The organism is Alphaproteobacteria bacterium HT1-32, assembly GCA_009649675.1.
In the GTDB taxonomy this organism is placed as follows: Bacteria; Pseudomonadota; Alphaproteobacteria; order Rhodospirillales; family HT1-32; genus HT1-32.
The window spans coordinates 838,289-852,591 of record WJPL01000001.1; the positions used below are offsets into that span (position 1 = coordinate 838,289).

The window sequence follows — 14,303 nt, forward strand, 5'->3', positions numbered from 1 at the left end:
TTTTGAATGCCGGAAGTCGTTAGAAGTTTCGAAGTCGATTAACATGTCGAAAGGCAGCATCAGATTCATTGCCCCGCTGCCATTTTGGAATCGTACCAGGGGGCAACACGCCGACCGACCCATGAAAGCAGGAGATTCGCGCCGATACTGACAATCATGATGGTGACGAGGTACGAGAGGATAGGCGCCGTCGAGAGGTCCTGACCTGTCTGGAAGATCAGGCCGCCATAGCCGACGATGACGAACATTTCAGCCACGATCATGGCCCGGATCGCATGAACCAGCCCGAGACGGGCGCCGGTAATCAGATAGGGGAACAACGCAGGCAGCACGACCTTGCGATAGATATCAATGCGGCCGGTCCCGAATGACCGGGCCACATCAAGCATCTTCGGATCAATCCCGCGGGATCCATGATATGCGGTCAGCACAACATAGCCGATGGAAGCAACGAAAACGATGGCCGCCCGGAATTCAAAGCCCGTGCCAAACAACAGGATGAAGACCGGTGCCAGCGCAGCCACGGATGTCACGACCATCATGCTGATCCATGGATGGACCAGCGCATCAATGATCTTTGAACGACCCATCGCCGCACCCAGCGGCATGCCGATCAGGCATGAGAAGCCGAATCCGACGAACATCTGCCGCATCGAAGCGCCGAGTTCAGTCAGCATCTCGCCATCAAGGAGCAGCTCGATATAACTCACGGCGACGATGGAGGGTGGTGCCAGCAACAGCTCGCCGAGGACGCGGCCGCTGAGTTCCCAGATCACCAGAACAATGGCAACGCCGCTGAACTGCAGGAACATTTTCCGGGATTTGTCCATTTTCAGTCCCTCACATGCCAGGGCAATAACCGGGTCTCCAGCCACTTGATGGCTTCCTGACATCCGAGACCGAACACCGCGAGACCAAAGACAACGGCCAGCATTGCCGGCGCATTAAACTCCGACGCGGCATCTTCCATATATTCGCCCAGATTGACCGTGGCGAAGAACAGTTCTGCGGTGATCATTGCATTGACGGCACGGACGGTTCCAATCCGGAACCCGGTCAGCAGGAACGGATAGCTCGCCGGCATCAGAACCTTGAAGAACATTGACCGGCGGTCAGCACCAAAAGAACGGGCGACCTGAATAATGCGGGGCTCGATATTCCGGGCACCGGCCGCCACCGTGACCAGAATATCGAACACGCACATGACGAAAACCAGCGAGACCCGCGCCTCAAAAAACACACCGAACCAGATGATCAGGAAAGGAACGAAGGCAATTGACGGGATTGAGAAGATCGCATTGACCACCGGGTCGAACATCTGGAAGACAGTATCGTTTCGCCCCATGAGGAACCCCAGCGGGACCGCGACAAGCAGGGCGAGCGAAAGGCCCAGCAGCATATGCTGGAGCGAACTGGCAAAGAGCCGCGGCAGCTCACCCGTCAGCGTCGCATCAACAAGATGCAGAACGACAGCACTGGGTGACGCGAAGATAACATCCGGAATCTGCGTCGCGATCAGCTCCCAGACACAGAGGCCAAACAGGAAAGACAACGGATAGAGCACCCGGGGACGACCCGCCAGTCCTTCCAGGCGAGCGCGCAGGCCGCCCGGCGTCCGCGCCTGTAATATGTCAGCTGGCGATTTTGCCGGCATCCCGATGTCCCCCGTTTCCATACTTGCCACGATTTATCCTGCGTGGTCTTATTTGTCTGTCATTGTTTGTTTAATGACTAGTCATTTTATTAAAGGACTGTCATTTTCCTGTCAACACGGATTAATCTATGCCTCCACAAGCGTTTGAAACGGTGCCGATCTACCAGAAAATTCAGCGGCATTTCCTGAATCTGATTGCAGAAGGAGATCTGAAAACCGGCGACCGGCTGCCGACCGAGAATGAAATAGCAAAAGATTTTGAAACCAGCCGGGCCACCGTCCAGACCGCCATGTCCCGTCTGGTCTATGAAGGGTGGATCGAGAAACAGGCCGGCCGGGGAACCTTCGTTGCAGATGCGGGCCGCTCGGCAACCATTGATCTCGATGATGTCCGCTCGTTCGAGCAGGACGCCGTCTCTCACGGTGACCGCGTCAGCTATCGGCTGATTTCAGTCGGACGGCAGGCCGCAACAGAAGACGTCGCAGGCCGGCTGGGGATCGACCCCGAAACCACGATCTTTGCGTTCGAACGGCTGCGTGTCGTCGGTGAGGAAATCATCGGCATGGAGCGCCGTTTCTTCATGCCCGGCATTTCCCTCGATTTCCCGGTCGATGCGCTTGATACGGAATCGACCCACTCCCTGATCCAGGGCTATCTGAAACAGAGCATCGGACGCATGGAGGCCGCCATCCGCGCCGTCGCCGCCGACGATGAAGCAGCAGCGAAACTCGACATCAAACCCGGAAGCCCGCTGCTGCTCCGCCGCCATACCATGTTCGCGACCACAGGCGATGTCATCCTGTTCGGCGAAGCCTTCTACTGCGCCCCCTTCGCCTTCCGCTACACCGCCGGCTCACAGCACGATATCTGATGCCCCAGTTCTGCGCACATCTCGGATACCTCTTCACCGAATTTCCTCTCGAAGCACGGTTTTCCGCTGCATCGTCAGCCGGGTTCATGGCTGTCGAGCATCCCTCCCCGTATGATTTTGGCATTACCCGGTTTCGCGATTTACTCACCGAAAACAACCTGACCTGCGCCCAGATCGCAGCCCCCGCCGGAGACGCCGGCAAGGGAGAAAAGGGCCTGGCATGTCTGCAGGACCGCAGCGCGGAATTTCGGGAAAGCGTCAGCACCGGAATAGCAGCGGCAATCGAAATCGGCGTGCCCCTGTTGCACATCATGCCCGGCATCCTGCCCGACGGAGCCACCCGGCAAGACTGCCGCGCGACCTACATATCCAATCTTAAATGGGCGGCTGACCGGTGTGCCGATGCAAATATCACTGTCTTGATCGAAGCAATCAGCGACGAGTCTGTTCCAGGATTCTACGTCAACCACCCGACTTTCGCGCTGGATCTCATCTCGGAAATCTCGCACGAGCGCGTGGCCCTGCTATTCGATGTCTATCATGCCGCCGTTAAAGGCCTCGACCCGATTGCCTTCATCGACCGGCATATCGGAACAATTGCCCATATTCAGATCGCGGATTATCCGGGGCGCCATGAACCGGGCACCGGTACAATTCCCTACAAGGAAATTTTCTCCCGACTGGACATCCTCTCCTATCCGGGCGTCGTCGGCTGCGAGTACAAACCGGAGCACGAGACGATCAGGGGCTTGAACTGGCAGACCGAATTCAACAAAGACAGTCTGAAACCAGACAACTGTTAACCCGACGCACACACTCACCGCTTCATCACAACGCCTGAGCGCAGCAAACAAACCTGAGACAGGAAAGTGGTGGGCTGGTGAGGACGAAGGTGGGCAGTGGTCAATCTTCATAAACCATCAGGAATATAAATAAGGTGTAGGACAATATTTATTATGGACCAATTTGGGCCGCCCGAGATTATGAACAACGACCAAGCTAGCCAGATCACCGGAGCGGTCTGGATCACGATGCTGATCGACGCCAGCGTTCGGGTCTTCATGGATGGGCGAGCGCGATATCTGAATGATATTTACATCGCACGCCCGTTGCGCTCATTGAAGCAAGAGGCGATTTACCTGACTGGACTGCAGGGCGGCTTCCAAGCGCAGCACGTCATTGAGGAATGGATCGGCTTTTACAATACCGAAAGGCCCCATTCGGCCCTTGAACACTGAACCCCAGTGGAAGCATACTGGACCAACGAAAACCAGAAACTAGCGGCATGAAACTTAAACTGAATATACCTTAAATCTGCCGCCAACCTGTCCGAATAACTAGGACCACTTCAGTATGATCGGAACAACTGCGATTCTTTCCCTGAATCTAAACACATTCATTAGATACTATTCGTTAGATCCGTCCAAACGCATGGCGGAAGTTAGCAGACGAATGCAGAGTCGAAGCGGTTATGACTACTATCATATTTTAGCTAAAGCTGTAGAAGCAAGAGCCAGCGGTGCGACAGCGGATGAAATAGAATATATTTTAAATAATACGAGCAATCCTAGTGAAGCATCTCATAATCGTGCAGCATATGAGAAGTTTGACAAGAAGTTTGGCCGAAAGCGTGGACTTGCCTTATTTGAGCGCAAGAGTCGTGTTAGTTTGTGCGGTGGGCAACTTATTATTTATGTAAACCCTCTTTTTTCAGTTGAGTCTGCCAGCGGCTTCGATGTCTATAATATTTGGGCGTCTCAAAGTCTGAACCTAGATCGAGCCAGAGCTGGCGTAGGCGTGCATTTGATGAATGTTGCATTCAGCAAAACGGCGCCAAAATATAATTACAAGATGTTCGACGCTTTTGAAGGCAAAGTATACTCAACGGTCAATAACACTATACCTAAAGCTATTGATGAAATTGCCCTGAGCATCGTGTCTACCGCGAAGGAAGCCTAGGTTTACTAATGAGGTCGCTTTACATATTTGGCAATGGGTTGGGTATGGCGATCTCGCCCGAAGCCTTCAATCTGACAAACGCACTGATTGATGTGTGGGACGATGGTACGCTTGAAGACGAACAGAAAGCGCTGATCTCCGCGTGCTTGCCAGCAGATGTGCAAAAGCCAACATCCGAAGAACAGCTAGCTAAGCTACAGAATACCGTCGATGCTTGTGAAATTCTTTTGTCGATCCGTGACACAGGTGCTGCCCACTGGCTTTCAGAAGAGGGCGGCAAGTTCCCGGAGGCTGTCTACAAACTCACGTATGCCGTTGCGAGAAAAATGTATCTTGCCAAACACATGGCAGGAGAAGATCTCGGCGCCACCTGTAGAGCACCTGAGGAGTTCATCGCCCCACTAATACAAAAAATTAGAGACACAGGTTCACACGTCGCGACACTTAATTATGACGGTCTGCTTTCAAATGCACTTCTAGAGGCCGACATTCTTGGTGGTGATAACCCTGTGCTCTTTGACGGCTTTGTTGAATCCATCTTCGACAGGAAAAACTTGTTCAGGAAGAAGGGATACGGAGGTTGGTATTTGCATCTGCACGGCAGTCCCCTATTTTCGGGAAAAGCTGGCAGTAAGTGGCGTAAAATTTCAGAAGCAGCAATAAGCCGAAAACGCTTTCCTATACACGCTGGCAGGCATCTGGTTCTGACACACTTCACGAACAAGCCTAGAATTATTGCAGCATCAGACATTCTCAGTATCTACTGGGAGTTTTTGCAAATGGCGCTCGACGAAAGCGAACGGATTGTCATTTTCGGATACTCCGGCAATGACACTCACCTGAACAGGCTCATTTCACAGGCACGTGGGACGAAAGACACGATAGTTGTAGATTGGCTGGGTTCTGGTAGCAGAGCGGTAAGGCAACCGTTTTGGGACGACCAATTAGGCGGCGATGTTCATCTCGAGCTACTTGAGGACGTCTTTACATTCATAGACTGGTAGAGAACCAGTACTCCGCCACAATTTCTAGCTACATGGTCGAATAGCCATTGGATTCACAGACCGCTTTCGCCGTTTCTGCGAAACGGCTGTCGCTTTGTTGGATCTGTGGCTGTTTAACCCGCTTCGCTGAGCGAAGCGGGGTGGTGGGCCCGGCAGGACTCGAACCTGCAACCAGACCGTTATGAGCGGCCGGCTCTAACCAGTTGAGCTACAGGCCCCCCGTAGCGACGGCGCCATATTAGTCAGGGAGACGGCAAGGTCCAGAGGGTTGGCGGGGGTCGGGCGGGATTCATTGGTGGATCCTCCTGCCGGGCGGTCGCAATCCCTCATCAGGTGCCGGTTCCCTGTATATGTAACTTGACAGAAAAATGCCTGTCTGACTTTCTGCATCCAATCCTTGAGTGCAACCAACAAAATATTGAGGGAGAAGATGATGAAGAAATTACTGGCCGCTGCTGCCGGCATTGCCATGGCGATGAGCGTTGCTTCAACCGCCCAAGCGGAAACCACCATCCGGGTGACGCTGCAACTGCCGCAGAGCCATTCATTGGGTCAGAACTGGCTCGCTTTCCAGAAAATCATCGAAGAGAAATCGAATGGTGAACTGAAGCTGCAGCTGTTCCACTCTGCACAGCTGTTCAAGGATAACGAAGTTCCTGAAGCTGTTGGCTCCGGTGCCATTGAAGCCGGTTCCGTGTTCCTTGGCCGTTTTGCCGGCTCAGTCCCGGCGGTCGACGTGATCAGCCTGCCGTTCTTCTTCCGCGATGAAGCCCATCTGCGCCAGTCGGTCGCGACCGGCTCGAAGATGCGCGACGTGCTGGACGCTGCCGTGCTGAAGGAAACCAATGCCAAGATCCTGTGGTGGCAGGCTTTCGGACGTAACGTCTATCTGTCGAACGATGTGGCAATCCGCACACCGGCCGACATGCAGAACAAGAAGGTCCGGACTTACGGCAAGGTGCTGGGCTGGACGGTTGAGGCGCTTGGTGGCGCACCGACCCTGATGTCCGGTTCGAAGCAGTTCCTCGCCTATCAGCAGGGCGCCGTTGATGTCGGCATGACCGGCGTGTCCGCCGTGAAATCCCGCAAGCTGTTTGAAGTGATGAACCACATGACGCTGACCTTCGACAGCGCCATCGAATTCGTTGCCGTCATGAACAACGACTTCTTCAACAGCCTGTCCCCGGCACATCAGAAGATCGTGCTGGATGCCGCTTCCGAAGTTGAACAGCAGCTTCGCGACGCGATCTACAAGGAAGAAGAAGACGCCATCGCCGAAGTGACCCCGAAGATGACCGTCATCAACCTGACACCGGCAGAGCGCCAGCAGTGGGTTGATGCCACAACCGGCGTCATTGACCGCTTCGTCAAGGAAGGTGGCCAGACCGCCGCTGACGTGGTTGAAGCCGTCTCCAAGAAGTAAGATGACCGGATGCGCCGGTACCCTGCGGGGTGCCGGCGCTTTCTCCGGCCCGTCAGGGAACAAACGTGCTGCAAAAATTCACCGACATTATCGACAGTCTGTCTGACGTCACCGGCAAAATCGCCGGCTGGGCGTTTTTTGCTGTCGGCCTGTTTGTCACCTTCGAGGTGATGATGCGTTATCTGTTCAACATGCCAACCATCTGGGTGGATGAGGTCAGCCGCATCATACAGGTCTGGGCAACCTATCTGGCGATTGCCTATGTCATGAAGGAACGCAGCCATATCGTCATCGATATCGCCTTCCGCAAAGCCGGGAACCTGCTGCGCAGTCTGGTCGAGACCTTTGCCCTCATCGTCATCATTTTCTTCTGCGTGATGACCGTCTGGTACAGCTGGCAGATCTGGCTGAAATCGACGCTGGCCGGTCATACGACAGACAGCTATCTCGCGGTTCCGCTGGTTTTCATCCAGTCATCGATCTGGATCGGATTTGGCCTGCTGGGGCTGCAGGCCCTGGCTGAAATGGTCAAGATCTGGACCGGACGCGGACCAGCCACCCCACTACCGCCACAGGTGCACTGAGACCATGGAAGTCATTCTGATTCTGGGCGCCCTGATTGGCCTGCTGTTGCTGCGGGTACCGGTTGCCTTTGCCCTCGGCGCACTTGGTATCGTGCTGCTCTGGGCCAAGGGCCTGCCGATGATTGCCATTCCACAGCGGCTGTTCGGCACGATGGACAGTTTTGAACTGCTGGCTGTGCCCCTGTTCCTGCTGATGTCGAATGTGCTGCTGAAAGGCGGCGTCGGCCGTGATCTGTTTGCCAGCGTACAGGCCTGGGTCGGGCACTGGCCGGGAGGGCTTGGCGTCGCCACCATCAAAAGCTGCACCCTGTTCTCTGCCATCTCCGGGTCGTCTGTGGCGACCGCCGCCACAATCGGTACCGTCGCCATTCCGGAAATGACCAAACGCGGCTATGACCAGCCCTTCATTCTGGGCCAGCTAGCCGCCGGTGGTACGCTGGGCATCCTGATTCCCCCTTCCATTCCGCTGATCATCTATGGCGTGATTACCGAAAGCTCGATTCCCACCCTGTTTCTTGCGGGAATTGGGCCGGGCCTGCTGCTGGCCTTTTTCTTCATTCTCTATGCCATGCTCTACAGCCGCCTTGGTGCCGCCCCGTCCCTGCCGAAATCGGACTGGCCAACCCGCTGGCGCTCAACCCTGCTGGCACTGCCCACCGTAATTCTGGCCGTCGCCATCATCGGGTCGATCTATGCGGGTATCGCAACCCCGTCAGAAAGTGCCGGCGTCGGCTTCGTGCTGGCCCTGGTCATCACCTTCGTCATGCGCCGCATGAGCTGGGCGAAGCTGCGGGAAGCGGTTGATGATTCGCTGAAAACCACGGCGATGATCTTCATCATCGTTGCCGGGGCGAAAGTATTTTCCTATGCGATCACCCTTTATCTGATCCCGCAGACCATCAGCGCCTTCCTGACCACCCATATCTCTGACCCGACCCTGTTCATTCTGGCGGTCGGTGCCGTGCTGCTGCTCATCGGCTTCTTTCTGGAAGCCCTGTCCATGCTGCTGATCATGGTGCCGGTGCTGTTCCCGGCTCTGGAGGCCATGAATATTGACCCGATCTGGTTCGGCATTTTCTTCGTGGTGCTGATTGAAACCGCGCTGATCACCCCGCCGGTCGGCCTCAACCTGTTTGTCATTCAGGCGGTCGGCAAGGCGCGGCTGGAAGATGTCGTCCGGGGGGCCTGGCCTTTCGCCGTGATGATGCTCGGCACGGCGGTGCTGTTGTGGTTCTGGAAAGACCTGGCGCTCTATATTCCGTACACGCTGTTCCGCTAGAAGCTGTCGCCATCGCGGACACGACATAACGCCCGGAAAGCTTCATAATTCGGCGTTATCCTGCTTCGACCACTTCCCGGGACGGCTGCAGAGCACCAGCCAGCAGATTGATCCTGCTTTGCGGCGCTTAAAGGCATCGGCGGAAAATCCGGCCGGCGAAGATCAAGGAGTTACGCATCGTGTCTGAGTTTGAACTTTCACGTATGTTCATTGCGCTGCTTTGTCTGCTCGGAGCCGCACATGCCTTTGGTTATGCCTGCGTGCAGTTACGAATGCCCCGGGTCATCGGTGAAATCATGGGCGGCCTTCTTCTCGGCCCTTCGCTGCTCGGCTTCTTTCTTCCGGATTTTCAGAACTCGATCTTCCACGCCTTCCCAGCTGAAAAACAGGTGCTCTCCGCATTCTACTGGATCGGGCTTATCGCGTTGATGTTCATTTCCGGTTTCCGGATACAGCGCCGGCTTGATCGCAAGGATGCCAGCCTGGCCGGCATCATCATTCTGGCAGCCACCGGTCTGCCATTCCTTGCCGGATGGGTTGCTCCGCATTTGTTTGAGTTTGCCCCCTATGCCGGACCAAACGGTGATGGCCTGCCGCTAACCCTGATAATCGCCATTGCTTTTTCCGTCACATCGATCCCCGTCATATCCAAGATATTTCTGGATCTGCAAATCATTGAAACGCGTTTCGCCCGCATCGTCCTTGCTGCCGCAACAACACAGGACCTGATCCTCTGGATCGGGCTTTCAGTCGCAACCGGCATCGCACATGGAAATGCGGCCGATCCGGTCACACTGGCAACAACGATCCTCAAGACGCTCATGTTTATCGGACTGGCACTGGTTTTCGGCCCGCGTCTGCTGGATCGGGCAACACGAATGCGATTCAACCTGATACGAAAGGCATCACTGACCGGATATCTCTTCGTTATCTGTTTTCTGCTGGTTGCCATAGCCAATCTGCTCTCCATCAACCTTGTTTTCGGAGCCCTTGTCGCAGGCATGGTGGTCGGAGCTGTTCCTAATGAAGAATTTACAGCGGTCAAAGAGCAGATCAGCAACATCTCAACCGGGTTATTCGTGCCCATCTATTTTGCGCTCGTTGGTTTGAGGATAGACCTGCCTAATCATCTCGACATCGGCTTCACGGCAGGCTTCATCACAATTTCATCGCTGATTGAGATTGGCTGCGTCGTGATCGCGACCCGGCTGACAGGGCGTAACATGCTGACCAGCCTGAATTTCGGATTTGCAATGAACACCCGTGGCGGCCCCGGCATCGTATTGGCCAGCATAGCGCTGGGAGCCGGGATCATTAATGAAACTTTCTATGTCACGCTGGTACTTGCCGCGCTGGTCACTTCATTGTTTTCCGGCATGTGGTTTCGATGGTTGCTCACCCGCGGACTCCCCCTGATTGAATCCGACAAACCGCCCCGCTTACTGGAGCGTGAGCCCCCTGCAAGCCGGAAAGGCTGACCCAAACGAACATCATCACCAGCGGTCATTTCAGCAAATTCCCGGGTTTGCAGATGAATTGACCGGTATGTGACTTGTGTCAGCGGATCGAAACGCCAATTCTGTAACACTGTACTACGCTTTTCCTGATAACAGGTCCGAGGTTTACCGTGATCCTACGCCCGCTGCTTTCGCTGATGCCCCGCAATACGCTGCGGGCAGTTGCTGTCGCCACCATGGGCAGCCTGCTCGGCTGTGCAGCCACCGGCGCGGATGTCGGGGAATTGCGGGTACAGGCCACCTGGCCGGACGACACAATGGCCAAACCGGTGGATGTACGCGACACCCCGTCCGGGGCCTATCTTGCCGGACAGGCCGCCCAGAAAGCCCGCCGGTACGAGGAGGCTGCGACTTTTCTGAAGAAGGTTATTGCGGTCGAGCCGGACAATGCCGACCTCGCCCGCCAGACTTTCATGTTACTGACGCTGGAGGGCGAGTTTGATGAGGCCGCAGATATCGCGGCACGCCTGATCGAAGAGGGCGACCGATCCGCCATCAGCCGCTATGTCCTGTTCCTGAGAGAGATGAAACAGGGAAAATGGGCTGAGGCCAGCGCAGAGCTTACAGATATTCCGGACCGTTCGCTGCATCTGCTGGTCGGCCCCTTCATGGAAGCCTGGGCGGCGGCTGCGCAGGGCAATGCCGATGCAGCCATGGCGGCGCTGGAACCGCTGTCAAAAGACGACAACTTCAAGGCCACCTATGCCTTCCATGCGGCCATGGTGAATGACCTGCTGGGCCTCAATGACGCGGCTGCCACCTTCTATGCGGAAGCCGCGGCATCATCCGGGGGCCTCACCCTGCGTGTTGTACAGATGTACGGTAATTTCCTCGAACGTCAGGGACGGCGTAACGAGGCAGAAGTCGTCTATAACAAGTTGCTGGAACCGAATGCCGACAACAGCATGCTGGTTCCGCTCTCGCTGCGACTGGCGGCAACCGATGTGCCGGCACCATTGCTGCAATCTGCAACCGATGGACTGGCAGAGGGCCTGTTTTCCGTCGGAAGTTCACTTCGCCAGCAGGGTTCACAGGATTTCGGCCTGATCTTTGGCCGGATGGCGCTGGAACTTCGCCCCGACTTCGTCATGGCCCGACTGCTGGTTGCCGATATTCTGGAGCGACAGGACCGGCTGGCCGAAGCCAATCAGGTCTATCAGGGAATTCCGGAAGACTCTCCCTTCCGCTGGTCCGCCGATCTCAACCGCGCCCAGAATATGGCCGACCTGGGCGAGGTTGAAGCATCTGTCGAAGAACTGGAACAGCTCGCAGCCACCCGTCCGGAACGGTATGACGCGCTGGTCACCCTGGCCAATGTACTGCGGCAGGATGAACAGTTCGAAGCCTCGGCCAAGGCCATGGATCGCGCCATCGAACGGATCACCGAAATCCGGGAAGAACACTGGCGGGTCTTCTATTCCCGTGGCATTGCGCTGGAACGATCAAAGCAATGGGCCCGCGCCGAAGCGGACTTCCTGAAGGCGCTGGAACTGCAACCGGAACAGCCCTATGTGCTGAACTATCTCGGCTATAGCTGGGTCGATCAGGGCATGAACATCAAGCGGGCAACCGACATGATCCAGCGTGCCGTGAAGCTGCGGCCGAATGACGGCGCGATTGTCGATTCCCTCGGCTGGGCACTCTATCGGGTCGGCGATTTCCCCGGCGCCGTCAGGCAACTGGAACGGGCCGTCGAACTGATGCCGCACGATCCGACGATCAATGACCATCTGGGCGATGCATACTGGCGGGTTGGCCGCCAGCATGAGGCACGCTTCCAGTGGCAGCGCGCCCTGTCTCTGGAACCGACGGAAGACCTTCTCGACGTCATCGGTGAAAAGCTGAAGAACGGTCTGAAACCGGTTGAAAACACGCCCGCCAAGGATGGTTGATTCAGCCTTGGTTACGGAATTCGCCGCAGCAAAGATCAATCTCTGGCTCCATGTAACCGGTCGCCGGGAGGATGGCTATCACCTGCTCGACAGCCTGATCGCCTTTGCCGGGGTTGGTGACCGGCTTACCCTGACCCGTTCTGACGATCTGTCCCTGAGCCTTACCGGACCCTTTTCAGAAGGGCTGACCACGACCAGCGACAATCTGGTGATCCGGGCTGCCACGCTGCTGGCATCGGAAGCCGGCATCCGTCCGGCGGCGGCCATTACGCTGGAAAAAAATCTGCCCGTTGCCTCTGGTATCGGTGGTGGTTCTGCAGATGCTGCGGCTGCAATTCGTGGTTTGTCGAAACTCTGGAATCTCAGCCTCCCGACAGAAGTCACCGCCCGGATTGCCCTTCGTCTGGGCGCTGACGTGCCAATGTGTCTGGCCGGACAGGCCGCACTGGCCAGTGGTATCGGTGAAGTGCTGCATCCGGTCGGCCAGATGGCCCCGGCCTGGCTGGTGCTGGTCAATCCCCGGGTTGCGATTTCCACACCGGAAATATTCCGGCTACGCGAGAACAGCTTTACGGATATCACGACACCGGCCGCCGGAAAGCTGGCCACGCTGGCAGACCTGACCGCCGCCCTGCGCGAGCGCCATAACGACCTGCAACCTCCGGCCATCCGGCTGGCACCGGTGATTGGCGAGGTGCTGGAACGCCTGCGCGGTCTCAGCGGATGCCAGCATGCCGCCATGTCCGGAAGCGGGGCAACCTGTTTCGGGTTGTTTGAAGACCGGCAGACCGCAGAACAGGCGGCAGGCAGCCTGTCCTCAGAGAATTCCAAATGGTGGTCTGCTGCGGCTCCCCTGCTGTCTGACGCAATTGCTCAGCAGACTATTGCAACAGCGCTTTCAAAGCCCTAAAACACACCCCGCACAGGGGCATGGCCAAGCGGTTAAGGCAGCGGGTTTTGGTCTCGCCATCCCAGGTTCGAATCCTGGTGCCCCTGCCAATCTCCTTATTTTGATGGTCCCGGCCAGCATCAGGGCCCCGCGAGATCAGCTGATCATGTTCTGCTGATAGGCCGCATCCGGCGCGATGCCTAGGCCCGGAAGGTCCGGCAGGGTTCGGACGCCATCGACCACCGGGGGTACATCGGCAAGGTCACGGGCGTAATGCCCGCTCAGGGAAAATCCGCTATGCGCAAGCGGGGCGGGGAAAAGCGTGGTCATATGCAAACCGGCGACCGTACCAATGGCGGTTTCAAGCGGGCCTGTATTGACGCTCTGGATTCCCGCGGATGTCGCAAAATCGACCATTTCCTTCAGCCGGTCCGGGCCACCGGCACGGGGCATCTTGTAGATAAACACATCCACAGCCTCCGCATCGACAAGACGGTGCATGTCCTCCAGCGTCTCCACCGGATTATCCCATGCGGAGCGGATAGCCCCTGATTTCCGGACAGCCGCCATATCTTCAATTGTCGCAATTCCGGTATCCAGCGGGTCTTCGATATAATCAATCCCCAGCGGGGCAAACCGTTCCATATTGGCAAGTGCATCCGGCACCCTTTTCCAGGCGTCATTCGGGTCCAGCCGGAAGGCAAAATCGGGAAACGCTTCCCGAAGGGCAGAAACCCGGGCGAAATCGTGATCGACATCGGCAAAGCATTTGATCTTCAGGGTGGTCATGCCCTGTTTTGCATAACCCTTTGCCTGCGTCACGGCGGCACCGATATCCTGCTCTCCGACCAGTCCGTTAATCGGCACCTGCATCGGCGGCTTCACATCGTCATCTGCCATATACTGGTTTAACGGCTTACCTGCGGCGGCGGCACGTGCCGACAACCAGGCCGTGGCGATGGCACAGCGCATCCGGTTATGCATTTCCCGCTGATCAAGCTGAACCAGAAAGTCGTCATCCTCCGGGTTCAGTCCTTTTGTCAGGGCCAGCAATTCCAGCGCCAGTTCAGCGCCGTTAATCTCGACATGCGGGCCAAAAGCGACTTCACCCCAGCCTTCATACTGGTCGATCATGCAGCGCAGAATGGCACCTGCGCGGCTGGTATGTTCGCCCTTCGCCCAGCGGTAGACGACTTTCAGCGGTAAATCATAGGGGCCGGCGGAAAACAT

14 protein-coding genes and 2 tRNA genes are annotated in these 14,303 nt (G+C 56.5%); 12 read left to right on the forward strand and 4 right to left on the reverse strand.

The genetic code is table 11. From position 1 onward, the window contains the following. Positions 1-65: 65 nt before the first annotated feature. Positions 66-893 carry an ABC transporter permease subunit gene (locus tag GH722_03995; GenBank protein MRG70919.1) on the reverse strand — a complete coding sequence of 276 codons (828 nt, stop codon included), beginning with the start codon at positions 891-893 and terminating at the stop codon, positions 66-68. After that, entirely contained in the window at positions 833-1,684 is an 852-nt protein-coding gene (locus GH722_04000; GenBank protein MRG70920.1) for an ABC transporter permease subunit, read from the reverse strand. Before GH722_04000 ends, GH722_03995 begins: the two co-directional genes overlap by 61 nt. 98 nt (positions 1,685-1,782) lie before the next feature. On the opposite strand from GH722_04000, the gene GH722_04005 reads away from it, so the two are divergent. From GH722_04005 to GH722_04025, 5 genes are all read left to right on the forward strand, one after another. After that, positions 1,783-2,526, forward strand: coding sequence for a UTRA domain-containing protein (locus GH722_04005; GenBank protein ID MRG70921.1), 744 nt, complete (start codon positions 1,783-1,785; stop codon positions 2,524-2,526). Next, positions 2,526-3,329: a TIM barrel protein gene (locus tag GH722_04010; protein ID MRG70922.1), complete on the forward strand. Its 804-nt coding sequence runs from the start codon at positions 2,526-2,528 to the stop codon at positions 3,327-3,329. The genes GH722_04005 and GH722_04010 overlap by 1 nt, the downstream gene beginning before the upstream one ends. 153 nt (positions 3,330-3,482) lie before the next feature. Next, positions 3,483-3,764 (forward strand): transposase, encoded by a 282-nt coding sequence (locus GH722_04015; protein ID MRG70923.1) that lies wholly within the window; start codon positions 3,483-3,485, stop codon positions 3,762-3,764. 115 nt (positions 3,765-3,879) lie between these two features. Further along, complete coding sequence (locus GH722_04020; GenBank protein MRG70924.1) at positions 3,880-4,485, forward strand: hypothetical protein; 606 nt, start codon at positions 3,880-3,882, stop codon at positions 4,483-4,485. A gap of 8 nt (positions 4,486-4,493) precedes the next feature. Further along, positions 4,494-5,489: a hypothetical protein gene (locus tag GH722_04025; protein ID MRG70925.1), complete on the forward strand. Its 996-nt coding sequence runs from the start codon at positions 4,494-4,496 to the stop codon at positions 5,487-5,489. Positions 5,490-5,630: 141 nt separating this feature from the next. Here GH722_04025 and GH722_04030 read toward each other — a convergent pair. Beyond that, a tRNA-Ile gene (locus tag GH722_04030) sits at positions 5,631-5,707 on the reverse strand. Between the two features lie 215 nt (positions 5,708-5,922). On the opposite strand from GH722_04030, the gene GH722_04035 reads away from it, so the two are divergent. From GH722_04035 to GH722_04065, 7 genes are all read left to right on the forward strand, one after another. Then, positions 5,923-6,912, forward strand: a complete 990-nt coding sequence (locus GH722_04035; protein MRG70926.1) for a C4-dicarboxylate ABC transporter — start codon at positions 5,923-5,925, stop codon at positions 6,910-6,912. Between the two features lie 170 nt (positions 6,913-7,082). Further along, on the forward strand, positions 7,083-7,496 hold the full coding sequence (locus GH722_04040) for a TRAP transporter small permease subunit (protein MRG70927.1): 414 nt from the start codon (positions 7,083-7,085) through the stop codon (positions 7,494-7,496). Positions 7,497-7,500: 4 nt separating this feature from the next. Then, positions 7,501-8,775: a TRAP transporter large permease subunit gene (locus tag GH722_04045; GenBank protein MRG70928.1), complete on the forward strand. Its 1,275-nt coding sequence runs from the start codon at positions 7,501-7,503 to the stop codon at positions 8,773-8,775. Positions 8,776-8,954: 179 nt separating this feature from the next. Then, on the forward strand, positions 8,955-10,253 hold the full coding sequence (locus GH722_04050) for a cation:proton antiporter (protein ID MRG70929.1): 1,299 nt from the start codon (positions 8,955-8,957) through the stop codon (positions 10,251-10,253). A gap of 149 nt (positions 10,254-10,402) precedes the next feature. Next, the gene (locus tag GH722_04055) at positions 10,403-12,184 is read left to right on the forward strand and encodes a tetratricopeptide repeat protein (protein MRG70930.1); all 1,782 of its coding nucleotides are present in this window, start codon (positions 10,403-10,405) and stop codon (positions 12,182-12,184) included. Continuing rightward, positions 12,177-13,094: a 4-(cytidine 5'-diphospho)-2-C-methyl-D-erythritol kinase gene (locus tag GH722_04060; GenBank protein MRG70931.1), complete on the forward strand. Its 918-nt coding sequence runs from the start codon at positions 12,177-12,179 to the stop codon at positions 13,092-13,094. The genes GH722_04055 and GH722_04060 overlap by 8 nt, the downstream gene beginning before the upstream one ends. 14 nt (positions 13,095-13,108) lie before the next feature. Continuing rightward, positions 13,109-13,183, forward strand: a tRNA-Gln gene (locus GH722_04065). A 46-nt stretch (positions 13,184-13,229) separates the two neighbouring features. Here the strand turns inward: GH722_04065 and GH722_04070 are convergent. Beyond that, positions 13,230-14,303, reverse strand: a complete 1,074-nt coding sequence (locus GH722_04070) for a hypothetical protein (protein MRG70932.1) — start codon at positions 14,301-14,303, stop codon at positions 13,230-13,232.